Source organism: Microbacterium sp. B19(2022) (genome assembly GCF_012030385.1).
GTDB lineage: Bacteria > Actinomycetota > Actinomycetes > Actinomycetales > Microbacteriaceae > Microbacterium > Microbacterium oxydans_B.
Genome location: NZ_JAAUVO010000011.1, coordinates 25,521 through 49,406 on the forward strand (window position 1 = coordinate 25,521; position 23,886 = coordinate 49,406).

The 23,886-nt window shown below is 69.3% G+C and carries 20 protein-coding genes and 1 tRNA gene; 8 read left to right on the top strand and 13 right to left on the bottom strand.

Going from position 1 to position 23,886, the window contains the following annotated elements:
• Window positions 1–27: 27 nt before the first annotated feature.
• Window positions 28–4,038 carry a golvesin C-terminal-like domain-containing protein gene (locus HCX50_RS11600; protein WP_167634497.1) on the bottom strand — a complete coding sequence of 1,337 codons (4,011 nt, stop codon included), beginning with the start codon at window positions 4,036–4,038 and terminating at the stop codon, window positions 28–30.
• A 123-nt stretch (window positions 4,039–4,161) separates the two neighbouring features.
• Between HCX50_RS11600 and HCX50_RS11605 the strand changes: the two genes are divergently transcribed.
• From HCX50_RS11605 to HCX50_RS11615, 3 genes are all read left to right on the top strand, one after another.
• Window positions 4,162–5,127 carry an acetylxylan esterase gene (locus tag HCX50_RS11605; RefSeq protein ID WP_167634498.1) on the top strand — a complete coding sequence of 322 codons (966 nt, stop codon included), beginning with the start codon at window positions 4,162–4,164 and terminating at the stop codon, window positions 5,125–5,127.
• A 75-nt stretch (window positions 5,128–5,202) separates the two neighbouring features.
• Entirely contained in the window at window positions 5,203–5,931 is a 729-nt protein-coding gene (locus tag HCX50_RS11610) for a response regulator transcription factor (RefSeq protein ID WP_091030915.1), read from the top strand.
• 26 nt (window positions 5,932–5,957) lie between these two features.
• Window positions 5,958–7,466 (top strand): sensor histidine kinase, encoded by a 1,509-nt coding sequence (locus HCX50_RS11615; RefSeq protein ID WP_167634499.1) that lies wholly within the window; start codon window positions 5,958–5,960, stop codon window positions 7,464–7,466.
• 19 nt (window positions 7,467–7,485) lie between these two features.
• Here HCX50_RS11615 and HCX50_RS11620 read toward each other — a convergent pair whose 3' ends face one another.
• The 6 genes from HCX50_RS11620 to HCX50_RS11645 form a co-directional block, all read right to left on the bottom strand.
• A complete protein-coding gene (locus HCX50_RS11620; protein ID WP_091031287.1) occupies window positions 7,486–9,060 on the bottom strand; it encodes a flavodoxin reductase in 1,575 nt (524 codons plus the stop codon).
• A gap of 15 nt (window positions 9,061–9,075) precedes the next feature.
• Complete coding sequence (locus HCX50_RS11625; protein ID WP_167634500.1) at window positions 9,076–9,957, bottom strand: FAD:protein FMN transferase; 882 nt, start codon at window positions 9,955–9,957, stop codon at window positions 9,076–9,078.
• A gap of 14 nt (window positions 9,958–9,971) precedes the next feature.
• Entirely contained in the window at window positions 9,972–10,445 is a 474-nt protein-coding gene (locus tag HCX50_RS11630; RefSeq protein ID WP_167634501.1) for an FMN-binding protein, read from the bottom strand.
• Between the two features lie 93 nt (window positions 10,446–10,538).
• Window positions 10,539–11,573 (bottom strand): ribose-phosphate diphosphokinase, encoded by a 1,035-nt coding sequence (locus tag HCX50_RS11635; protein ID WP_091030934.1) that lies wholly within the window; start codon window positions 11,571–11,573, stop codon window positions 10,539–10,541.
• Window positions 11,574–11,580: 7 nt separating this feature from the next.
• On the bottom strand, window positions 11,581–13,011 hold the full coding sequence (gene glmU, locus HCX50_RS11640) for a bifunctional UDP-N-acetylglucosamine diphosphorylase/glucosamine-1-phosphate N-acetyltransferase GlmU (RefSeq protein WP_167634502.1): 1,431 nt from the start codon (window positions 13,009–13,011) through the stop codon (window positions 11,581–11,583).
• A 1-nt stretch (window position 13,012) separates the two neighbouring features.
• Window positions 13,013–13,084, bottom strand: a tRNA-Gln gene (locus HCX50_RS11645).
• A gap of 126 nt (window positions 13,085–13,210) precedes the next feature.
• On the opposite strand from HCX50_RS11645, the gene HCX50_RS11650 reads away from it, so the two are divergent.
• Together HCX50_RS11650 and HCX50_RS11655 are read left to right on the top strand one after the other, a co-directional pair.
• Entirely contained in the window at window positions 13,211–13,708 is a 498-nt protein-coding gene (locus HCX50_RS11650; protein ID WP_091031289.1) for a GNAT family N-acetyltransferase, read from the top strand.
• Window positions 13,709–13,715: 7 nt separating this feature from the next.
• Window positions 13,716–14,210 carry a MarR family winged helix-turn-helix transcriptional regulator gene (locus HCX50_RS11655; RefSeq protein ID WP_091030941.1) on the top strand — a complete coding sequence of 165 codons (495 nt, stop codon included), beginning with the start codon at window positions 13,716–13,718 and terminating at the stop codon, window positions 14,208–14,210.
• 32 nt (window positions 14,211–14,242) lie between these two features.
• Here the strand turns inward: HCX50_RS11655 and HCX50_RS11660 are convergent, their stop codons facing one another.
• Window positions 14,243–14,719 carry an RrF2 family transcriptional regulator gene (locus tag HCX50_RS11660; protein ID WP_091030945.1) on the bottom strand — a complete coding sequence of 159 codons (477 nt, stop codon included), beginning with the start codon at window positions 14,717–14,719 and terminating at the stop codon, window positions 14,243–14,245.
• Window positions 14,720–14,781: 62 nt separating this feature from the next.
• On the opposite strand from HCX50_RS11660, the gene HCX50_RS11665 reads away from it, so the two are divergent.
• Window positions 14,782–15,531, top strand: a complete 750-nt coding sequence (locus HCX50_RS11665; RefSeq protein ID WP_167634503.1) for an SDR family oxidoreductase — start codon at window positions 14,782–14,784, stop codon at window positions 15,529–15,531.
• 89 nt (window positions 15,532–15,620) lie between these two features.
• Window positions 15,621–16,544: a pseudouridine synthase gene (locus HCX50_RS11670; RefSeq protein WP_205829051.1), complete on the top strand. Its 924-nt coding sequence runs from the start codon at window positions 15,621–15,623 to the stop codon at window positions 16,542–16,544.
• Here HCX50_RS11670 and HCX50_RS11675 read toward each other — a convergent pair.
• The 5 genes from HCX50_RS11675 to HCX50_RS11695 all read right to left on the bottom strand — a co-directional run bounded on the left by HCX50_RS11675 (window position 16,531) and on the right by HCX50_RS11695 (window position 22,979).
• On the bottom strand, window positions 16,531–17,190 hold the full coding sequence (locus tag HCX50_RS11675) for a methionine ABC transporter permease (protein WP_091030955.1): 660 nt from the start codon (window positions 17,188–17,190) through the stop codon (window positions 16,531–16,533). The two genes, HCX50_RS11670 and HCX50_RS11675, sit on opposite strands and share 14 nt — an antisense overlap.
• Window positions 17,190–18,233, bottom strand: coding sequence for a methionine ABC transporter ATP-binding protein (locus HCX50_RS11680; RefSeq protein ID WP_167634505.1), 1,044 nt, complete (start codon window positions 18,231–18,233; stop codon window positions 17,190–17,192). The genes HCX50_RS11675 and HCX50_RS11680 overlap by 1 nt, the downstream gene beginning before the upstream one ends.
• 97 nt (window positions 18,234–18,330) lie before the next feature.
• The gene (locus tag HCX50_RS11685) at window positions 18,331–19,242 is read right to left on the bottom strand and encodes a MetQ/NlpA family ABC transporter substrate-binding protein (protein WP_091030962.1); all 912 of its coding nucleotides are present in this window, start codon (window positions 19,240–19,242) and stop codon (window positions 18,331–18,333) included.
• Between the two features lie 103 nt (window positions 19,243–19,345).
• Complete coding sequence (locus HCX50_RS11690; protein ID WP_167634506.1) at window positions 19,346–21,115, bottom strand: Na+/H+ antiporter; 1,770 nt, start codon at window positions 21,113–21,115, stop codon at window positions 19,346–19,348.
• A gap of 40 nt (window positions 21,116–21,155) precedes the next feature.
• Window positions 21,156–22,979 carry an ABC-F family ATP-binding cassette domain-containing protein gene (locus HCX50_RS11695; RefSeq protein ID WP_167634507.1) on the bottom strand — a complete coding sequence of 608 codons (1,824 nt, stop codon included), beginning with the start codon at window positions 22,977–22,979 and terminating at the stop codon, window positions 21,156–21,158.
• A gap of 56 nt (window positions 22,980–23,035) precedes the next feature.
• Between HCX50_RS11695 and HCX50_RS11700 the strand changes: the two genes are divergently transcribed.
• A complete protein-coding gene (locus tag HCX50_RS11700) occupies window positions 23,036–23,884 on the top strand; it encodes a fused MFS/spermidine synthase (RefSeq protein WP_167634508.1) in 849 nt (282 codons plus the stop codon).
• The last annotated feature ends 2 nt before the right edge of the window (window positions 23,885–23,886 follow it).

Below are 23,886 nucleotides of genomic sequence, written 5' to 3' on the forward strand. Positions count from 1 at the left end.
TCCGGCCCGCCCACCCGTTCTTTCGCGTCAGTTCCCGATGCGCACGAACTGTGCGGCGCTGACCCGGTGGATGCTGGTGTTGCGGACTTCGAGTCGGACCGTGCCGGTGGCCCCGGCGGCGTAGCGGAACGAGCCCAGCGAACGCCAGGCCGCCGCGCCCTGCGTCTGGTCCACGATGACCTCGGAGCTGCCGTCCTGATGCTCCACGACGTAGGCCGCCGAGGTCGTGGTCGTCGAGTTCGTGGGGTACCAGACCGAGACGCGGTAGAGCCCGGCGTCCGGCAGCTCCACGTTCCACGTCACCGTGCTGCCCACCGAGTCGGAGTCGCTGTACCGCGTCCTGGTGCCGTTCCAGCCGGACAGACCGCTGGGGTACCAGTTACCGGACTCCAGGTAGCCGGGCCACGGGGACTGGGTGTGCGCGATGACGCCCTCGTCGGCGACGCGCACGAGCACACCCCGGCGCAGGGTCTGATCGAGACGCGCCTCGAACCGCGTCGATGATCCGGGCGCGACGCCCGAACCCGCGGTCACCGTCCAGGTGTGGGTGAGGTCGGATCGCGGCGGCACCGTGATGCTCGTGCTCTGCTGCCCCACGCTCCATCCGCTGAGGCCGTACAGCGCGAGCGTGCCCTGCAGCGGGGTGACGCCCGTGTTGATGACGAGCGCGGTGAGCTTGGCGACGGCGCCCGGCCCGCTGACGATCTCGACGTCCGAGGTGAGGGACACCAGCCGTCGGCGGTCGATAACCTCGATCGCGGCGGGGCGGAGCTGCACGGGGTCCTCCCCCGCGACCGTCACGTTCGCGGTGACATCGACCTCGCCGAGCGCGGCGTTCGTCGCGATGATCACCGCCGATTCCACCCGCGCGGAGCCGTCGGCGGGGACCGTGATCGGCGGCACGGCCCCGTCGAGCTGCCACCCTGCCGGCAGGGCCACCGTGATGGCGCCGGTGATCGGGTCCGCGGTGGCGTTGCGCACCTCGAAGGTCAACGGCACGCGGTCTCCGGCCGTGCCCGTCGCCTGCGCGATCACGTCGCCCACGACTCCCGGGTTGGCTCCGCTGATCCTGGCCGGCAGCCGCAGGGTCACCTCGTCGGTCGTCGTCCCGCCGGAGGTGATCGTGTACCGGAATCTGTCGGTGAGATCCTCGACCGGGATCGTCCACTCGTAGGGGTAGGCCTTCGCGGGGGCCTGCTTCGCCGCCCCGTCGCCGATCCGATACGACAGCGTCGCCTGCTCCTCGGTGTCGATCTGCACGTAGGCGTCGTAGCCCTGCCCGTCGGGTCTCACCAGGAGCATTCCCCGGGCGATCCCGTAGTCGGTGCCGGAGTCCGTGTCGATCTCGTGGAAGCTGTCGCGTCCATGGTCGGCCACGTCGTCGAACGGCAGGCCGGGGCGCTGCACCTCCACGTTCCGGACGACGAGGGCGACGAGCCCCCGCGCCGGCACACTGACGGTGACCCGGCCACTGACCGCCGCGCCGGTGGACCGGGTGCCGTTGGCGGTGACCAGCTCGACGGCACCGGAGAACCCCCGGGGAATGCCGGTCAGCTCGGTGGCGAGGTCGACGACCACCTGCTGCGCCGATCCGGCGGAGTTGGTGAGGCTGACGTAGAGGGCATCGTTGCCGACACCACCGATCCAGTTGACGAGCGGATTGGACACCGAGATCAGCCCCGCCGGGAGATACGGCCAGACGCCGTCCTCGCCGAAGAAGGTCCCGGGCGCATGGCCGTAGGCGAAGAACTTGAAGTAGGCGAAGTCGGCCTCGAACACGTGCGGGAACTCGATCGCGCCACCGCTGCGATAGAAGCTCTCACTGAGCAGGTAGTCCATCGCGAGGCCGAGCTGCGCGGGGGCGTGATGGAAGTAGTACCCGGTGATGCCCACCGGACCGCTCGTCGCGAAGTCGGGCTTCATGTGCGCGACCTGGAACTGTCGGCCGTAGTAGCCGGGATAGGTGGTGAACCGACCGATCACCATGTTGTGGGCAATGTCGGCCAGCAGCTCGTCTCCGGTGTGATGCGCCAGTCGCAGCAGGGCGCCCGCCCAGCACGGGTTGAACACATAGCCGCCGCCGGGATTGGTCAGTGTGCTGACGCCGAGCTTGAACGACGACAGCGCCTCGAACGTGAGCCCCGAGGGAGACAAGTACCAGGCCGGGACGGTCTCGGTCGGCACGTTCGTGGTCGGGTAGGACGGCAGCGACGAACGCGACTCCCAGTCGTACTGCTGCTTGATGACGTGACCTGCCGGCACCGTGACCGTGCCACCCGGAACCGGGCGGACCGCCGTCTGCGTGATGAAGCGCTGGACCTCCCGGTACGCGCCGTCGAGGAACTCGGTCTCGCCGGTCGCCTCGAACATCTCGAGCAGGTCGACCCAGTACTTCGAGAAGCTGTACGCGAACCCGCCGGGCGGCTGACCGTTGCTGCGGTACGGCTCCAGGATCTGCTCCTGGGAGTAGCGGCGGGCGATCAGCGTCGCCTCGGCGAGGTAGGCCGGATCCCCGGTGACCCGGTACGTCGCGAGGGCATTCGAGAACGGCGCCCTGCTCTGCCCGACGACGCCGGCCTTGGTCGCCTTCACCGCGAGCCGCTGGATGCCGGCGTTGCGGCCGTGCGTGAGCTGGTAGAGCGACGCCAGGTTCACGGCATCCGTGGGGATCCTGCCGATGCGGTACTGGCTCGTGTCGTTGTAGACCGGGCTCCCGATCATCGGTGTGTGTCCGATGCCCTTCCGGGAGAGCTGGTACTCGACGAGCGGCCGCGCACGGCGGTCGTACAGAGTGCCGTCTGCTGTGCCGGTGAGATAGTGCGCCGAGAGGACGACGCCGCTGGCCGCCGCGCGCACGGCATCCTCGTTCTCCACATCGACGAACCCCTTGGCGCGGTTCCACCACCCGGAGTACGAGGGGATGTAGTCGACGGAGTCGTCTCCGTCGGGTTCCACCGCGATCAGTGCCGCCATCGCGTGCACGGCGTCGGTGAGCGAGCGGTCGTAGACGTTGCTGCGGTAGGCGGTCAGCCCGTACTCGCTCCGGCACAGCTGTGCGTACGTGCCGTACAGCGTGTCCGGGCGTGCCGCGAGGCCGAACGCGAATCCGCGCTGTTCGCCGACGGCCATGGCCGTGCGCAGCCCGGGCTGCGGCGCGTACATGCTGGGCACGATGTCGAGGCTGTCGTTGCGCAGACTCATCCCGTAAGGCTGTCGGTCGGCCATCAGCTGCCGCTCGTGCACGAACTCGGCCACCTCGGCGGGCAGGTACACCCCCGAGGTGACCGCCACATCGCCCACCGCGTACTGGGTCAGCGCCATCGGCGCGAAGAGCTCCCATGCGCCCAGGGGCGCGGATCCGTCGAGCACCGAGAGCGCGTGCTGATACGACCCGCACAGCACCTCGTCGAGGTCGTCGAGCGAGCGCGCGTCCTGGCTCTGGTATCCGACGATGTAGTCACCGGCGGTCTTGGCCGTCAGCACGTAGTGCGCCTCGGGATGGGCGCCTTCGAGCCGCCAGCGGACGACCAGGTCGACGTCGTCCGTGCTCGTGGTCAGCTCGATGGCCTGCGAGCCCAGCACCTGGTACGACGTGAAGCCGAGCCAGCTCGGTGCGAGCGGCCCGTACAGCTCGGGCGCGCTGCCCGACGGCAGTGTCCCCTCCAGCACCAGCCACTGCTCGTCGAAGCGGTGCGCGGGGTCGGTGATCTGCAGCCAGCCGCCGTTGTGCGCGACCTCGAGGTCGCGCACAATCGTGGCCCCGCCGTCCCAGGTCGCCTGGAAGAAGGTCATCCGGTGGTTCTGTCCGACCAGCTGCGCGACCTGCGTGAACGCGAGATTCGGCTTGTCCAGGCGGCGGAGGGCATCAGCGTACGCACCGGTCGTCGTCGTGAGCTCCGTCGCCGCTGCCGGGGCCGCACCATACGACGACCCGATCACCGGGGGAAGCACTCCCGCGATCACGAGTGCGCGCAGCACGGAGCGTCGGCTCCACAGCAGAGGATTGTCTTCGGCTCCATCGCCAGGCATTGAATCCATGATGCACATACTGCAATCCGTATGCGATCATGTCAATGCGTCGGCCTTCCGGGCCACGGCGCCGCCTCGTCGTGCCACGCCGGTAACGTCGAGCAGGCAGAAACACCCGAAAGGACGCGCGCGGTGCCCCAGGATCCTCCCGCAGAACTGACCGAGTACTCACTCAGCGCGCTGCTGACCCCGCTCGCGCCGCCCGCCGAGCCGGACGACTTCGACGACTTCTGGCGCGCGACCTTCGCGGAGTTCGGCACAGGTCCCGTGCCGTGGGAAACCACCCGCGAACTCGCGCCGACCGCGACGCACCGCGTCGCGGAGATCCGCTTCCACTCCTCGGCCGGTGAGGCTACTGCGGCCTACGTGATGCTGCCGCACACGATCGGGAGCGCACCCCGCGGGCTGGTCGTCGGACACGGCTACGGGGGCCGCACGGCGCCCGACCTCGACCGGGTACCCGCCGACACGGCCGCGATCTTCCCGGTCGCCCCCGGCACCCACGCCGGCACCGCGAGCCGCATCCCCGCCCTCCCCGACGAGCATGTCCTCGCCGGGATCGCCCACCGCGACACCTACTCGCACCGCTTCAGTGCGGCGGACATCTGGCGTGCGGCCACCGTGCTGCTCGAGATGGTGCCCGCAGCGGCCGGAGCACTCGACTTCAGCGGCGGCAGCTTCGGCGGCGGCATCGGCGCGATGGCCCTCCCCTGGGACGCCCGCTTCCACCGCGGCGTGCTGGACGTGCCGAGCTTCGGTGACCACGACGTGCGGCTCACGCGGAAATGCACCGGGAGCGGGGAGGCCGTGCGTCAGCATCTGCTCCGGCACCCCGAGGACCGCCCGGTGCTCGACTACTTCGACGCGGCGATCGCGGCACGGCGGCTGCGGATTCCCGTGCACGTGACCGCGGCGGTGCAGGATCCGGCCGTCGACCCCCGCGGCCAGTTCGCGGTCTACCACGCGCTGACCGGGCCGCGTCGTCTGAACGTCCGCGCCGTGGGGCACCTGGACGGACCGATCGGCGAGCTGTCAGACCGGCTCGCGCTGCAGGCCGGCGTCGACTTCCTCGCCCTCCCCGACGAGCGGCTGGTATGACCACATCCGACGCCTCCCAGACAACACATAGCGATCTCCATAGAAATTACATAGGAGATTCCGCAGAATAGGGACATGACCAGCGACCTGCCCGAACTGCGCCGCCCCGACGGCACCCCCCTGCGCATCCTCGCCGTCGACGACGAGCAGATGCTGACCGACCTGCTCGCGATGGCCCTGCGCATGGAGGGCTGGGAGGTGCGCACGGCCTCCTCCGGCATGGAGGCACTCCAGGTCGCCCGCGACTTCGAGCCCGACGCGCTCGTGCTCGACATCATGATGCCCGACCTCGACGGCATGTCGGTGTTGAAGCGGCTGCGCGAGTCGGGCAACCTCGTCCCGGTGCTGTTCCTCACCGCCAAGGATGCCGTGGGCGACCGCGTCGCCGGACTCACCGCGGGCGGCGACGACTACGTCACCAAGCCGTTCAGCCTGGAGGAGGTCATCGCCCGACTGCGCGCGATCATCCGCCGCACCGGGCACGCGACCACCGACGACGGACAGTCGATCCTGCGCGTCGCCGACCTCACGCTCAACGAGGACAGCCACGAGGTCGTGCGCGACGGCACCGAGATCGAGCTGACCGCGACCGAGTTCGAGCTGCTCCGCTACCTCATGCGCAACGAGCGACGGGTGCTGTCGAAGGCCCAGATCCTCGACCGGGTCTGGAGCTACGACTTCGGCGGCAAGTCCTCGGTCGTCGAGCTGTACATCTCGTACTTGCGCAAGAAGATCGACGCCGGCCGCACGCCGCTGCTGCACACCGTCCGCGGCGTCGGCTACATGATCAAGGCTCCGCAGTGAGCTCAGCGACGATGATGAGACGGCCGATGAGCCTGCAGACACGGCTGATGACCGCCGTGATCGGGTTCGTGTCGCTGATCCTCATCATCGTCGCCGTCATCACCAGCGCGACGCTGGGCAAGACCATGGAGGACCAGCTCGACCAGAAGCTGAACAACAGCGCGCACGCGCTGGTGAGCGTCACCGAGGCCTTCGACCCCTCTTCGGCGACCGCGCAGAACGTGCTTCTGGCCGGCCGCTACTCGCCGCCGGCCGGGCTCCTGTTCGTCGTCTCGAGCCCCGTGACCGGCTTCAGCGGTTCGCTCGTGAAGAGCACCGCCGCCGACGAGCTCAGGGGCACCCTGCAGCCGCTGACCGGCGAGCAGCTGAGCGAGATCGCCGCCGCGCTGAAGGGCACGTCCGTCGCCACGGTCTCCCTCACCGACCTCGGCTCGTATCGGGTCATGGCACTGCCCTCGACCAACGGCGTCCTCGCCGTGACCGGGCTCCCCCGCGATGAGATCCAGAGCCAGCTCACGCAGTTGCTCACCGTGATCGCCCTCGCCACGATCGGCGGTCTGATCCTGCTGGCGCTCACGACCGCGATCACCATCCGGGTGAGCCTGCGCCCGCTCCGCGCCGTCGCGGTCACCGCGACCCGGGTCGCGAATCAGCAGCTCGATCGGGGCGAGGTCACGATCACCGAGCGGGTGCCGGCATCCGAAGCCGATCCGCGCACCGAGACCGGCCTGGTCGGCGCCTCACTGAACAAACTCCTCGACCACGTCAACGCCTCGCTGGCCTCGCGACAGAAGAACGAGGAGCGGATGCGCCGGTTCGTCGCCGATGCCAGTCATGAGCTGCGCACGCCACTCGCCTCCATCCGCGGGTACTCCGAACTGTCGCTGCGCGCACTGCACCGGCATCCGGCCGCGGAGCAGGGGCCCGAGGTCATCGAGAGCACGACCTCATCGCTGGAGCGCATCCAGGCGCAGTCGCTGCGGATGACCCGTCTCGTCGAGGACCTGCTGCTGCTCGCACGGCTCGACGAGGGGCAGGAGCTGGTCTACGGCACCGTCGACCTCACCCAGCTGGCTCTCGAAGGACTCTCGGACGCTCGACCGACGGCCGCCGACCACCACTGGAGCATCGAGGTGCCGGACGAGCCCGTCACGGTCGTCGGCGATGCGGGCCGGATGCACCAGGTCGTCGCGAACCTTCTCGCGAACGCCCGGACACACACGCCGGCGGGCACCAGGATCACCCTGAGCGTCGCGCGGGAGGGTGACGACGCCGTGCTGCGCGTGCACGATGACGGTCCCGGCATCGACCCCGCCATCCGCGATGAGCTCTTCGCGCGCTTCGCCCGCGGCGACAGCTCCCGGGCGCGCCAGACCGGAGGGACCGGACTGGGCCTCGCGATCGTCAAGGCCATCGTCGAGGGTCACCACGGAACGATCTCCGTGGCCAGCGAGCCCGGCGACACCACCTTCACCGTACGCATCCCGGTCAACCCCGCGGCCACGACCGCCGAAGACGACGCGTCCGAAGCCTGACGGCCGGCCGGGAGCCGGATCAGTAGCCGGCGAAGGCGTCGGTCGTGAGGGCGCGGGCCTTCTGCAGCGCGGGAGCGAGGTCGGCGATCAGGCGCGGGGGCCCGGAGATGAACGCGTGGCGGCTGCCGAGGTCGGGGACCGTGCGCTCCAGTGTCTCGGCATCCAGTCGTGCGCCCTGCGCCCAGGTCCAGTGCGCGGGCAGGTCGAGCGGCTCGTCGCGGGTGAACACGACCGTGCGCACGCCGGTCGCGGCGAGCTCATCGCGGAAGGCGAGCTCGGACGCCTCGGATGCCACGTACACGAGCACCACGTCGCGCTGCTGCCCCGCGGCCTGGAGCTGCCGCAGCTGGGACACGAACGGCGTGACGCCGATACCCGCGGCGACCATCAGCACCGGGTGATCGCTGCGCGGCAGGATGAAGTCTCCCCAGGTGCCCGTGACCGCGAACGTCGCGCCCGGCTCCGCAGCGGCGAGAGCCCGCTTGTAGCTCGAAGGATGCTTCTGGTCGCCGTTCTTGTAGGCGATGCGCAGCGTCGGCAGATCTGCCGGTGCCGACACGATGCTGAACTCCCGCCGGGTGCCGCGCGCGTCGGGGCGGTGATGCGGGACGTCCAGCTCGAGGTACTGACCCGGCAGGAACCGGACCCGGCCCCTGGCACGGAAGGTCAGCTCCTGCGCGGTCGGGGTGATGAATTCACGCCGCTCGAGCACGAGCCGCACGGACCCGCGCAGCGCGAAGGCGAACGCGACCAGGTTCCCGATCAGGAGCGCGCGCTCCTGGCCGAGCGTGAACAGGCCGGCGACCGAGATCGGCCATCCCGCGAGAAGACCCACCACGACGGCCACCACGAGCTGCTGGCGGCGACGCGGCGGAAGCGTGAGCGGCTCGGAGAGCATGAACGCCCCGAGGAACAGGAACGGCGACTGCAGCACCGCGAACTGCAGCGCGGTGAGCACGTCGAATCCGATGTCGAACTGCACGGCCTGCACGGCCTGGCGCACGACCGAGGTGGCGACGGCGACCAGCACGAAGACCAGCACCACCCGCACCTTCTCGGTGCGCCACAGCACCGCGAGACCCAGGATGAGCACGGGGATGGTCAGCACCGGAGTCCCGACCCACCAGGACGACGAGGTGCCCAGCCACTCGAACGCCCCGAAGGCGCCGAGGATCGAGACGACGGCCGCACCGAACGCCGCCGGGTTGAAGATGTGTCGACCGCGCCACGCGATCAGGTACTTCGACACGCTCGCGACGGCTCCGGCGAGGGCGAGCCCGAGAAGGGCGCCGAGCTCGACGCCGGGGCGGAGCACGAACAGCAGGATGAGCGCCGTGACGAGGGAGGATTCGATGCGCCACGGGAGCCGCAGGATGCGCTGGGCGACGGCATCGACGGCCGAGATCACGATCGCGAGCACCAGGAACGACGCCACCATCTCGAGCGGCGTGGGCGAGACGATCACCCCGAGCAGCGAGAGCGCGAACGCGATCACGGCGAGGGCGATCAGGGCGAACAGCACGAGGCGATACATCGACAGTGACCCCAGGACCGCGAGGACCCGCTGTCGTGCGGCGGCGAATGAGGTGATCACGTTCTCCACTCTTCCCTAGTTCGGCGCCGCGGGGCGCGTGTTCGCCCCCGCGATGAACAGTTCCGCGGGGCAGCCGGGCGAGCGCTGCACCCGGCCGTCGGTGCTCATCCTCACCCATTCCACACCCCAGGCGCCGGCGAGCTCCGGTCCGCCGTCGAAGAACAGCGCGGTCGAGACGGCATCCGCCGTCATCGCGCCGGGGGCCAGCGCCCAGGTCGCCGCCCACGTGCGCACCGGCAGCCCGGTGCGGGCGTCGAGCACGTGGTGCAGTCCGCTCCCCCACGCCCGCCGGTTCACCGCGGAGGCGCACAGCGCCTGGTCGCGCACCTCGACGACGCCGATCGCCTTGGTCGCGTCGTACGGATGCTCGAGCCCGATCCGCACACCGGCACCCCGCACCCGGATGTCGCCGCCGGCATCGACCACCACATCGCCTGGAACGTCCCCGAGCATGTCCATCACGAGGTCGACCAGTCGCCCCTTGCCGAGGGCGCCGACGTCGAGGAGGGCAGGGGCAGATGCCGCGACCTCGCCGGTCGTCCACGACACCTGCGCCCGCCAGGCCTCCGGAGCACGCACCGGGTCACCGCCGACGAGCGAATAGCCCGCGTCGTACCCGAGCGCTTCGAGACTGACCGCCACGAGCGGGTTGACGGCGCTGCCCGTCGCCGCCGAGAGCTCGCGGTACGCATCGAGCATCGGACCGGCGTCCCGCGAGGCGAAAGAACCGCCCTCCCGGCCGAGCCGTGTCACGTCCGAGTCGGCGCGGAACCGCGACCACTCGCGGTCGAAGCGCTCGATCTCGGCGTCGACCGCCGCACGCACGGTGTCCGCGAGCGGATCGGTCGTCTCGATCTCCCAGTGCGTTCCGATCGCCTCGAAGCGCCAGCTCGCCATGCGGGCTCAGGCGCCTAGGCGGCCGCCTGCTCCTTGATCGACTCGACGGCGTCGTTGAATCCGCCGCTGGTGAGCGAGGAGCCGGCGACCCGGCTGACGTTCAGGTCATCGATCGACTTGCCCTCGACCTCGTCGGCGATGCCGTCGATGAACTGACCCTGATACTGCTCGGTCTCGGGGGCCTGCGGGTCGCCCGTGACCTCGACGTCGGTCACGACGCCGTCGGCGAGGGTCAGCGTGACGGAGATCTGCTCGACGGTCTCGGGCGTCTGGTACGAACCGTCGGCCGTGTAGGTCCCGTCGGCGTAGGTGGCGGTGGCGTCTCCACCGGAGGACTCCGACGAACCGGCATCCGGCGTGCTGCCGGTGCCGTTCGAGGCGTCACCCGCGTCGGCGGGGCCGGAGCAGCCGGCGAGGACGAACAGTCCCGCGATCCCGAGGATCGCGGATCCCTTGCGGACAGAGGTCGGTACGGTCGTGCGGATCATGCTGGTCCTCCCGGCGCGGTGTCTGTCGACGGGATCGCCGACCCTTCGACCGTAAGCACCGCGTCTATGCGCGGGCTGTGCCGTGACGATGCGTTACGCGTCGCCGCCGAACATGCTCGTCACGGAGCCGTCTTCGAAGACCTCGTGGATGGCGCGGGCGAGCAGCGGCGCGATCGGGAGGATCGTGAGGTTGTTCCATCGGCGCGACTCGGTGAGCGGGATCGTGTCGGTGATGACCACCTCGTCGATCGACGAGTCCTGCAGGCGATCGGATGCCGGGTCACTGAAGATCGCATGGGTCGCCGCGACGATCACACGGTGCGCCCCGGCCGCCTTGAGCGCCTGGGCGGCCTTGACGATCGTGCCACCGGTGTCGATCATGTCGTCGACGAGGAGGCAGGTGCGCCCCTCGACGGTTCCGACGATCTCGTGCACGGAGACCTGGTTGGCCACCTTCGGGTCACGGCGCTTGTGGATGATCGCGAGCGGGGCGCCGAGGCTGTCCGACCAGGTGTCGGCGACGCGCACACGACCCATGTCGGGCGAGACGACCGTGAGGATCTCGCGGTCTGCCGGCGAGAGCGTGCGCTGGAAGTAGTCCAGCAGCACGGGCTTGGCGAACAGGTGGTCGACGGGCCCGTCGAAGAAGCCCTGGATCTGCGCCGCGTGCAGATCGACGCTCATGACGCGATCGGCACCGGCCGTCTTCAGCAGGTCGGCGACGAGGCGGGCACTGATCGGCTCCCGACCGCGGCCCTTCTTGTCCTGACGCGAATACGGATAGTACGGGGCGACGACGGTGATGCGCTTGGCCGAGGCGCGCTTGGCGGCATCGATCATGATGAGCGTCTCCATGAGCCACTCGTTGACCGGCTCGCCGAACGTCTGGATCAGGAAGAGATCGACACCGCGGATCGAGACCTCGAAGCGCGCGTAGATCTCACCCGAGGCGAATGTGCGGTGCTCGACGGGGGCGATCTCCGTGCCGAGCGCTTCGGCGACGGCCGCCGTGAGCGCCGGGTGCGAACGCCCGCCCGCGACGACGAGTCGCTTCTTGGTCTTCGCGATGATGCCGGGAGCCACGCCGTTGTCGCGATCCAGATCGACCGTCTTCTTCTTGCGCGCCATGCTCCGCCTATTCCGCCGAATTCTCGCGGGACGCAGCATCCGCCGCGCCCGTCCCTGCTCTGTTCTTCGCGACCCAGCCTTCGATGTTGCGCTGGGGTGCGACGGTCATGGCCAGTGCTCCGGCCGGGACATCCTTGCGGACGACCGCGCCGGCGCCGGTCTTCGCGCCAGCTCCCAGCCTAACGGGCGCGACGAGCACCGTGTGCGAGCCGGTGTGCACCTCGTCGCCGATCTCGGTGCGGTGCTTGTTCACGTCGTCGTAGTTCGCCGTGATGGTGCTCGCACCGAGGTTGACGCCGCGGCCGATCGTGGCGTCGCCGACGTAGGAGAGGTGCGGGACCTTGCTGCCCTCGCCGATCTCGGCGTTCTTCGTCTCGACGTAGGCCCCGATCTTGCCCTTGGCGCCGAGGACGGTGCCGGCGCGGAGGAACGAGAACGGGCCGACCGTGGCCTCCGCGCCGATCACGGCGAGGGTGGCATCCGTGCGACGGACGGTCGCGTCCTCGCCGACCTCGCAGTCGACGAGGGTCGTGTCGGGTCCGATCACGGCGCCTGCGGCGATGAACGTGGCACCCAGGATGTGGGTGTTCGGAAGGAGCGTGACGTCGGGCGAGAGCTTCGCGTCGTCGTCGATCCAGGTGGTGTTCGGGTCGATGACGGTGACGCCCTCGAGCTGCCAGCGACGCACGATGCGCTGGTTGAGCAGGCGACCGACCTCGGTCAGCTGTGCACGGTCGTTCACCCCGAACGTCACCGAGATGTCGGAGACGACGGATGCCGCCACCCGGTCGCCGTCGCGGCGGAGCAGGCCGGGCACATCGGTCAGGTACATCTCGCCCTGCGCGTTGTCGAGACTGAGCTGCGGCAGGTAGGTGCGCAGCGTCGAGGCCCGGAACACGTACATCCCGGCGTTGATCTCGCGGACGGCGGCTTCTTCCGCACTCGCGTCCTTCTGCTCGACGATGCGGTCGACCCCACCGTCGGCATCGCGGACGACGCGTCCGTAACCCGTCGGGTCGTCGACCAGTGCGGTCATCAGCGTGGCCGGCGCACCGGACGCACGGTGCTCCTCCACGAACGCGGAGAGCGTGTCGGCATCGGCGAGCGGGCAGTCTCCGGAGAGCACGAGCACATCGCCCTCGAAGTCGCCGGGAAGGGCGTCGACCGCCACCTGCACGGCCCGCCCGGTTCCCGGCACGTCGTCCTGGTCGACGAACACCGCGTCGGGGTAGTCCTTCGTGAGGGCGGCGACGACCTGATCGCGCTCGTGTCGCACGACCACCTCGACGTGCGCGGCGTGCAGCCGCCCCGCGGTGGTGAGCACGTGCCCCACCAGAGGACGTCCGCCGATCGGGTGCAGCACCTTGGGCAGACGCGATTTCATGCGTGTGCCCTGGCCCGCAGCGAGGACGATGATGGCGAGATTGTTCCCAGTCATGCTCCGCCGCCAGGACTCGAACCTAGACCTAACAGCTCCAAAGGCTGTCGTGCTGCCATTACACCACGGCGGACCGCGCCGCCCAGGAGGGCACCGCGGGGTCAAGTCTGCCATGCTCCGGCCTGTGTTCCGATGTGCGCGGATGACGGCCGCCCTGCGCCGTCATGGTTCGGAAACACTGCTCTGGAATGCTGACACCATGAGCATCGTGATCGAAAGGGTCGAGACGGCGACCCCGGCCCTCGCAGAATTCCTGGTCGCCCACCACGCCGAGTTGGAGCACACCGCGCCCGCGGAGAGCCGTCATGCGCTGGTCTTCGAGCGCCTGCTCGCCCCCGGTGTCCGGCTCTTCGCCGGCTCGATCGACGACCGCCCCGTCGCCACCGGCGCGCTGGTCACGGTCGAAGACGGCCACGAGGAGCTCAAGTCGATGCGCACCGATCCGGCGCTGCGCGGCCGAGGGCTCGGGAAGTCGATGCTGGCCTTCCTCCTCGCCGATGCGCAGGAGCGCGGCATCCGCCGACTCTCGCTCGAGACCGGCAGCGACGACTTCTTCATCCCCGCACGCGGGATGTATGCGGCGGTCGGGTTCCGTGAATCGGGTCCGTTCGGTCGTTACCTCCCGGACCCGTACAGCACCTTCATGACCCTCGACCTGCCGGAGGCGTCCGTCGCGCACGACCCGCACACGCGATAATGGGCGGATGAGCGAGGTGGATGAGGTCGACCGGATCGTCGGCGCGTGGAACACGCAGCGTCCCGACCTCGACTTCTCACCCCTCGAGGTGCTCTCCCGGATGGACCGCCTCTCGCGCCATCTGGACCGCGCCCGCCGCGACGTGTTCCGCCGCAGCGACCTGGAGCACTGGGAGTGGGACGTGCTCTCGGCCCTGCGCCGCGCAGGCGCGCCGTTCCAGCTCTCCCCCAAGCAGTTGCTGCAGCAGACCCTGGTCTCGAGCGGCACGATGACCAACCGGATCGACCGACTGGTCGGCCGCCGATTCGTGCGCCGCGAGGCCGACCCCGGCGACGGACGCAGCGTGCTGGTGATCCTGACCGACGACGGACGCATCCGGGTGGACGCCGCCATCACCCGCCTCGTCGACGTGGAGGCCGACCTGCTGCAGGCGCTCTCGCGCTCGGACCGGGATCGCCTCGCCGGACTGCTGCGCAAGCTGAGTCTGAGCTTCGACACGTGAGCGGCTGCTCCTGAGCTCGCCGCGCCGCTGTCTCAGCGTGCGGGTTCCAGGAGCAACCGGCGGTTCTTCTCCGGGACGCCGACCGGAAGACCTGCGACGATCTCGGCGACGGTGACGCCCGCCAGCGACTCTCGCCATGCCTCGTGTGCCCGGCGCATGACCGCGGCGAGCGCACAGGGCCGTGTGCAGTCCTCGGGTCGCGCCGCCCCGCGCCCCTGCTGCCGCAGCTCACGGCAGACGTAGGGATCGGCGGCGCCGTCGACCGCGGTGACGAGGTCGAGGATGCTGATGCGCTCCGGCTCCCTGGCCAGGCGGAACCCACCGCGGGGTCCGGTGCTGCCGGTGAGGATGCCGGCGCGCACGAGCTTGGCGAGCTGCTTCGACAGGTACGGGCCCGGAACACCGAAGTGCTCTGCCAGCTGCGCCCCGGAGACGGTCGCCCCTCCGGGGAGCTGCGCGATCACGGCGACCGTGTGCAGCACCCACTCGGATGTCTCCGGAAGTTTCACTTGCCCAGTGTATCTACCTCCCCCTATTGTGGACACGTAATATCCATGATTGAGGAGTGAGCATGCGCATCGCAGTGGCTGGTGGAACGGGCCGGATCGGACGACTAGTCGTGGCGGAGCTAGCGCGAGCCGGACACGTCGCGGTCTCCCTGAGCCGCGGCGAGGGAATCGATCTGCTCACCGGCGTCGGTCTGCGCCAGCGGCTCGAGGATGTCGATGCCGTGATCGACGCGACCAATCCCCCGGTCGCCGACATCGCCGAGGCGGAACACGCCTTCGCGACGATCACCCGCAACCTCCTCACGGCCGAGACCGAGGCGGGCGTCGGCCACCATGTCGCGCTGTCGATCGCCGCACTCGACTCCGTCGCCGGAAACCCGCACTACTTCGGCAAGCGCGCCCAGGAGCGCGAGGTCACCGCCGGCGCGATGCCCTTCACGATCGTGCGCGCCACCCAGTTCCACGACTTCCCGGCGATGATCGCGGAGTGGACCGTCGTCGACGGTGAGGGGATCGTCCCTCCGCTCCTGCTGCAGCCGATCGCCCCGGCAGACGTCGCGGCCGCGCTGGTCGCGACCGCCGTCGAAGCGCCGCTCTCCGCATCGTTCGACATCGCGGGGCCGCGCACCGAGGACGCGGTCGACATGGCTCGCCGCACCCTCGCGGCGCGCGGACGAGAGCTGCCGCTGCGTGCCGCGTGGCGAGACGCCGCGCTCGGCGTCGAGTTCGCCGGAGAGGTCCTCCTCCCCGCTCCCGACGCTCGCCTGGCTCCGACGTCGTTCGACGACTGGCTCGCTGCGGGCGCCCTCTGACCGACGGAGAACAGCGTCGCGGTTCGCTTAGGCTGGAACGATCCCGTTCGCGACCCGCGACACTGTTCTCCGGAGGCCGACTGATGGGCATGCCCTCTCCCCTCCCGGTGCGCGACGGCGTGGGAGCGACCCGACTGCACGTGCCGCTCACCGGTGCCTGGCCCACGGTCGCCGCGTACATGGTCGAGCGCTTCTTCCACCTCGATCCCGAACGTCTGCTCGAGCGGTTCGACCGCGGCGACATCGTTCGGGCTGACGGCTCTCCCGTTCCCCGCGACGCCGCACTCGGCAGCGTCGAGTTCGTCTGGTACTACCGCGAACCCGCCGTCGAGACCCGGATGCCGTTCGAGATCGAGATCCTGCACCAGGACGACCATCTCGTCGTCGTCGACAAGCCGCACTTCCTGCCCACCACGCCGGGCGGCAAGTTCCTGCAGAACTCCGCGCTGGTGCGGCTGCGCAATCTGCTCGACAATGCCGACCTCGCGCCGATCCACCGGCTGGATCGCGCCACCGCCGGGCTGCTGATGTTCTCGACGCGCCCCGCGACCCGCGGCGCCTACCAGTTGCTGTTCGAGAAGCGGCAGGTGCAGAAGGTCTACGAGGCGGTGTCCGCGCTTCCCGCGGACCGGCCTCTCCCCGCGTTCCCCGTCGTCTACCGCAACAACATCGAGAAGCTCCGCGGCCAGGTGCGCGTGCAGGTCGACGACGCCAAGGAGCCGAACTCGGAGACGCTGGTCGAGCTGATCCGCGCCGACGAGCGCGTGCTGCACACCCTGCTGCGCCCGCACAGCGGCAAGATGCACCAGCTGCGGGTGCATCTCGCCGCCCTCGGCATCGGCATCCTGAACGACCGCTTCTACCCCGAGCTGCAGGAAGACCTGCCGGACGACTACGACCGCCCGTTGCAGCTCCTGGCGCGCGAGCTGCGCTTCGTGGACCCGATCAGCGGCGCGGACCGGGTGTTCACCACGCGTCGCACCCTGCAGGAAGCACCCGTCAGCGACGCATGACCTTGCGGGCCAGGCGCGTGCCGAGCATCTGCACCAGGTGCACGAACACCACGATCAGGACGATCGCCGCCCACATGACGAGCGGCTCGAACTGCCGGAAGCCGTAGATCTGCGCGAACGCACCGAGCCCGCCACCGCCGACGAGGCCCGCCATGGCCGTCATGTCGATCAGCGCCACGAGGATGAACGTGTAGCCGAGGATGAGCGGACCGAGCGACTCCGGGATGGCCACGGTGAAGAGGATGCGCCACGGACCGGCACCCATCGCCCGCGCCGCCTCGATGACTCCGGGCGAGACCGACACGAGATGCTGCTCGACGATGCGCCCGATCGCGAACGCGGCGGCGAGACCGATGATGAAGGCTCCGGCGGTCGTGCCGATACCCACGCCGACGACCGCGCGCGCCAGCGGCTGCGCGACCACGAGGAAGATGATGAACGGGATCGGGCGGAAGAAGTTCACCACGAGGTTCGCGAGCACCGAGACGACCCGGTTCGCTGCGAGTCCACCGGGGCGCGTGACGTACAGGATGATGCCGATCGCCAGCCCGAGAATGCCGCCGAGCACCAGCGCGAACGACGTCATGTAGAGGGTCTCGAGTGCGGCCGCCCAGAATTCGGGCCACAGTTCGTTCAGACGCTCCATCAGCGGGCCTCCTCTCCGGCGATCTCGGTCACTTCGACGCGTTCGGCGATGCGGGCGAGCGCGCCGTCGATCGCCGCGGCGTCACCCCGGATCGCGAGGGTCAGATGCCCGAAGGCGCGCCCGCGGATGTCGTTGATGCCGCCGAACACGAGCTCGAAGTCGAGGCCCGCGCCGGCGAGGTCGAGGAACACCTGCGCCTGCGACGAGTCGCCGTCGCGGAACGAGAACGTCACCAGGCGGCCGCGGTGACGCTCGCGGAGCACCGCGAGCTCGGCCGGCGACGGCACGCCCTTCACGACCGTGCCGACGAAGCGCTGGGATGCCGGGTTCTGCGGGGAGGAGAAGACGTCGAACACGTCGCCGTGCTCGATCACACGACCGTTCTCCATGACCGCGACCCGGGTGGCGATGGTCTGGATGACGTCCATCTCGTGCGTGATGATCACGATCGTGACGCCCTGCTCCTGGTTGACCCGCTTGAGCAGGTCGAGCACCTCGTGGGTGGTCTGCGGGTCGAGAGCGCTGGTGGCCTCATCGGCGAGCAGGATCGCGGGGCCTGTCGCGAGCGCGCGGGCGATGCCGACGCGCTGCTTCTGCCCGCCGGAGAGCTGTTCGGGGTAGGCCTTGGCTTTGTCGGCCAGGCCGACGAAGGAGAGCAGCTCGGCGACGCGCTTCTCGATGTCGTCCTTGGACCAGCCGGCGAGCTTGAGCGGGTAGGCGATGTTGGCCTTGACGCTTCGCGAGGAGAACAGGTTGAACTGCTGGAAGATCATTCCGATGCCGCCGCGGACCTTGCGCAGCTCGCTCTCCTTGAGCGCGGTGATGTCGACGCCGTCCACCGTGATGGTGCCGCTCGTCGCCGGCTCGAGCGCGTTGATCAGCCGCACGAGCGTGGACTTGCCGGCGCCCGAGTAGCCGATGATGCCGAACACGTCGCCCTTCTCGATCTCGAGGGACACGTCGTCGACGGCGACGACCTCGGACCCCTCACGGGTTCGAGGCGGATAGGTCTTGGAGACGTTCGTCAGGGTGACGATCGGCATGGGCTGCTCCGGTCTGCTTCGGGAACGAAGAATCGGGTGACGCAGTTCGCGGCACCCGATTCTCCCTCATCGGACGAAGGGGGGATTCCCCGGCGTCCTACTTCTTCGAGTCCGCGTCCTTCTGGACCTTCTCGAGCGAGGCGACGAGGTCGTCGACCGGGGTCTGCAGTGCCACGGCGGTGCCGCCCGACGACTTCAGCAGGCCCTTCTGGACCTCTTCGTTCGTCTGGAAGATCTCGACGAGCTTGAGGTACGTCTCGTTGTCGGCATCGTCGGCGCGCGCGGCGAAGATGTTCACGTACGGCAGCGCGCCGGCATCCTCAGGGTCGTCCTGGGCGATCGCATCCTCGAACGAGAGACCGGCCGGCTCCACGAAGTCGTTGTTGATGATCGCCGCGGCGACGTCGGGGAGCGACGTCGGAACGATCGCGGCCTCCAGCGCCTTGACCTTGACCTCGGACTTCTCGGTGTCCACATCGGCGAGGTCGGAGTACGGGGTGCCGCCGCTCTTCAGCTCGATGAGGCCGGCCTGCTGCAGCACGTTCAGCGCACGGGCCTGGTTCGAGGCATCATCCGGGACGGCGACGGTCTCGCCCTTCGGGATGTCCTTCACATCGTCGTACTTGGTCGAGTACAGGCCGAGCGGGTAGATCGCGGTCGACCCGATCGGGGTCAGGTCCGCGCCCGAGGCGTTGTTGTACTCCGCGAGGTACACGATGTGCTGGAACTGGTTGAGGTCGATCTCGCCCTCGCTGAGCGCCGGGTTGGGCTGCTCGTAGGAGCCGAAGTCGACCAGCTCGACGGTGATGCCCTCCTCGGCCGCGGCATCGACGAATGCGGGCCACTGCTCGTCGCCCTTGCCGACGACGCCGATCTTGACGACCTTGTCCTCGGTCGAGCCCGCGCTGCCGGAACCGGCTTCGGAGGATGCCGTCGCGCAGCCTGCGAGTGCGACGAAGAGCGGGACCGCGGCGAGCGCGGCGATGACGGAAGTGGTGCGGCGTGACATGGAAGGAGTTCCTCTCTTGGGGGGACTCGAATACGTTAGGCAGGCACCCTCGAACGTGCGGAATCGAGTCGTCACACGGCGTCACAGCCCGCTCGGGTGCGGGTCAGTCGAACTCCTCGATCCCCTGCAGACGCACCTGCTCGAGGTCGAGGCGAGCCGAGATGCGGCGCACGACCATGTCGTCGACGGTGCCGGCGCCGCGGAGGCCGAGCAGCACCTCGCGCTTGCGGTCGATGAGGGCGAGCTTGAGGCGCGTGTGCTCCTCGTGCCGAACCAGCGGCGAGCGCTGCGCGAGGTCGACGTCGGCCGAGGTCGCGATCATCTGCAGGACCGTCCCGTCGGTGCCATCGGGCCCCGTGGCCTGATCCACTCCCCCGCTCGGTGCCGGATCTTCTTCGGTCGGATCAGCGGTTCCGGCGCTCAGCGGATCGGGCTCGCCGAGCATCTCGTCCAGCGCGTCGGCCTCCGCGTCGACGATCGCCTGCTCGCGCGCCAGCGTGCGCGCGTTCGCGAACTCGAGCATCGCGTATCCCTCGGTGCGCACACGGTCGCGGACCTCCTGCCCGATGCCGTGCTCGGCGGCGAGGTCGTCGAGGGCCGCGAGCGCCGCACCCGAGATCGCCCGCTCGGCGAGCTCGTACTCCTCGTCCTCGACATGGTCGGCGGGGAACCGCGCCCAGCGCACGAGTGCGGGGAGCATCGGGGCCTGCACGAGCAGGCTCAACAGGATGACCCCTGCCGTGACGAAAACGATCTCGTCACGACCGGAGACCGCGCCGCCGTCGGTGACCGTGGCGGGGACCGACAGCGCGATCGCGAGGGAGACCGCACCGCGCATGCCGGCGACGGTGGACACGACGCGGGCCCGCGACCGGGCTCCGCGCGCCGGACGCCCGCCGCCCTGGCGCTGGAAGAGCACGTTCAGCACCTGGAACACGTAGCGCACGACCAGGAGGGTCGCCCATACCGCGAGCGTGATCAGCACGAGGCGGCCGATCGCCGCCACCGAGATCTCGTGCGCGACGTACTGCACCTCGAGGCCGATCAGCACGAACAGGGCGCCATTGAGCAGGAACACTCCGAACGGCCAGGCCGCATCGGCCTGGCGGCGGGAGGATGCCGTGGTCACCCGCGGCGAGACATAGGCGACGATGAGCCCGGCCACCACGACCGCGAGCACCCCGGAGGCGTGGATCATCTCGGCCGCGAGGAACGCCGTGAACGGGATCAGCAGCAGCGCGACGTTGATCACGATCGTCGAGGAGGTGCGCCGCAGCAGCAGGTACCCCAGACCGGCGATCGCGACACCGGCGCCGATCCCGCCGACATACGAGATCAGCACGTCGAGCGTGACCGAGAGCGGGGTGATCTGGCCGCCGAGCGCGAGCGACACCGCGATCGCGTACAGCACGAGCGCCGTGCCGTCGTTGGTGAGACTCTCGGCCTTCAGCTTCATGAACATGCGGCGCGGCAGCAACCGCCCGAGCGCTGCGACGGCCGTGGCATCCGGCGGGGCGACCGCGGCCCCCAGGATGAGCGCGATCTCCCACGGCATCCCGAACAGCACCCCGATGCCGGCGACCGCGAAGGCCGACGCGACCACGAGCACCGTGGTCATCGGGAGGATGTAGCGGAAGTCGCGGCGGATCGAGCGCAGCGACGTCGTGAGGCTCTCCCAGAACAGCATCACCGGGAGGAACAGCAGCAGCACCGTCTCGGGCGGCAGCTGCACCTCGCGCAGCTGCGGCACGAAGCCGAGCAGCAGCCCGAAGATGACCAGGACGAGGGGCAGCGCGAGACGCACGCGCGGGGCGATCAGGGTTCCGACGAGAATCGTGAGTCCGAGCAGGACTGTTACTTCGAGGCCTTCCATCCCTACCTCCCAACAGCGTCAGGAGAAGGATATTCCTCTGTCAGCCGATCTCCTCGGTGAGTTCGAACCAGCGCAGCTCCAACTCCTCGATCTCGGCCTGCTGATCGCTGATCTTCTTCATGCGATCGCCGAGGCCCGCATAGTCGGCCTGGTCGTGATCGGCGAGCGCGGTCTTGGCGGCGTTCACCTGCTGCGTCAGCTTCTGGATGCGCCGTTCGAGGGAGGCGATCTCCTTCTGCGCGGTGCGGAGAGCGGCACCGTCGAGACCTGAGGCGGCTGCCGTCGCCGTCGCCGTCGCTGCTGACGTCGCGGTCTGCTTCGAGCCCGCCGACGCCTGCAGGTGGCGCAGTCGCAGGTACTCGTCGACCCCGCCGGGGAGGTGGCGCAGGTGTCCGTCGAGGATCGCGTACTGCTGGTCGGTGACGCGCTCGAGGAAGTACCGGTCGTGACTGACGACCAGGAGCGTGCCCGACCAGGAGTCGAGCAGGTCTTCGATCGCGGCGAGCATGTCGGTGTCGAGATCGTTGGTCGGCTCGTCGAGGATCAGCACGTTCGGCTGGTCGAGCAGCACGAGCAGCAGCTGCAGACGGCGCTGCTGGCCACCCGAGAGGTCCTTGACCGGGGTGGAGAGCTGGGCAGAGTCGAACCCGAGCCGCTCGAGCAGCTGCCCGGGCGTGAGATCCTGCGCCTTGGAGCCGGCACCCATCGAGTACGAGGTGCGCAGCCCCGAGATGATCACGCGCACCGGGTCTATCCAGTACTGCGTGAGCTCGTCGAGCCGCTGGGTGAGCGTCTTCACTTTCACGGTCGTCCCGCGCTTGACGCGGCCGACGGTCGGTTCGACGGTGCCGGAGATGAGTCCGAGCAACGTCGACTTGCCGGCACCGTTCACCCCGAGGATGCCGGTGCGCTCCCCCGGCGCGATGCGCCACTCGATGTCGCGCAGCACGACCTTCTCGCCGCCATCCGCCGTCGGGTAGGTCACGCCGACGTCGAGCAGGTCGACCACGTCCTTGCCGAGGCGCGAGACCGCGAGCGACTGCAGCGACACCTTGTCGCGGATCTCGGGCACGTCGGCGATGAGCTCGTTGGCCGCGTCGATGCGGAACTTCGGCTTCGCCGTGCGGGCGGGAGCACCGCGACGGAGCCACGCGAGCTCCTTCTTGGCGAGGTTCTGACGCTTCGCCTCGGTCGCCGAGGCCATCCGATCGCGCTCGACGCGCTGCAGGATGTACGCCGCGTAGCCGCCCTCGAAGGGCTCGACGATGCGGTCGTGCACCTCCCAGGTCTCGGTGCAGATCTCGTCGAGGAACCACCGGTCGTGGGTCACGACCATGAGCGCGCCCGAGTTCTGCGACCAGCGCTTCTTGAGATGCGCGGCGAGCCACGTGATCGCCTCGACGTCGAGGTGGTTGGTGGGCTCGTCGAGGGCGATGACGTCCCAGTCGCCGGTGAGCAGCTTCGCGAGCGACACTCGACGCCGCTGGCCACCGCTGAGCGAGCCGATCTCGGCATCCCACGGCAGGTCGGTGAGGAGCCCGTCGATCACGTCGCGGATGCGCGCGTCGCCCGCCCACTCGTACTCCGGGGTGTCGCCGACCACGGCGGCGCTGATCGTGAGGTCGTCCGGCAGGTTGTCGGCCTGGTCGAGCACACCGATACGCGTGCCGCCGCGCACCGTGACGCGGCCGGAGTTCGGCTCCTTGACGCCGGCGAGCATGCCGAGGAGGCTGGACTTTCCGTCGCCGTTGCGGCCGACGATGCCGATGCGGTCACCCTCTTCGATGCCGAGGGTCACGGAGTCGAAGACGACCCTGGTCGGATATTCGAGGTGCAGGGCTTCAGCCCCGAGAAGATGTGCCATGTTCCCTCCAGGGTAGCCGCGCGCGATGTGTGCGGCGGCCAGCCTAAAATCGAGGGGTGCCAAGGAATCGCCGGGTGTTCTCGCTCATGCTCGACAATCGCAAGGCGAAGCTGGTGCAGTCGAGAAAGCGACCCGGTCGCTACGAACTCAGCGTCGATGGGATTCCGCAGTCCGTCGTGTCGATGACGGAGCCCACCGAGCTCGAATACGACTACACCCGGCACATCGCCCGAGCGATGGATGCGGCGGCCGAGCCCGGTGCACCGCTGTTCACCGTGCATCTGGGAGCCGGAGCACTCACGCTGGCGCGCTATGTCGAGGCCACGCGTGCCGGATCACCCCAGCTCGTGGTCGAGTTCGAGCCCGCTCTCTACGAAGCGGTGATCGCGGCACTGCCCCTGCCCGCCGGCGCCGATCTGCGGGTCATCTTCGGCGATGCGCGAGCGGTCGCCGACGCAGAACTCCCGGACGAGTGGGCGGATGCACGCTTCACCGTCGTCGACCTCTGGGATGCCGCCGTCATCCGACATCGGGTGGCCAGTCAGGAGTTCTACCGCCGGGTCGCCGCGCGCTCCGCCGCAGACGGCGTCGTGGCGGTGAACCTGCTCGACGGGCATCCGTTCGAATACTCACGGCGACAGGCGGCCACGCTGCGCTCGGTGTTCGATCACGTCGCCGTGGTTCTCGACGCGGAACCGAACGATGACGAAGGACCACTCGGCAACGTCGTCGTCTTCGCCAGCGATGCGCCACTGGACGTCGTGACGAACCCCGATCTGCTCGGCGCACCGCGACCGCACATGCTCCACGACGATTCGCTGACGTCATGGATCGCCGACGCGCGCATCATGACCGACGCCGACGGCACGGACTCCCCCGACCCCGACGACCCCATCTGGGATTAGCG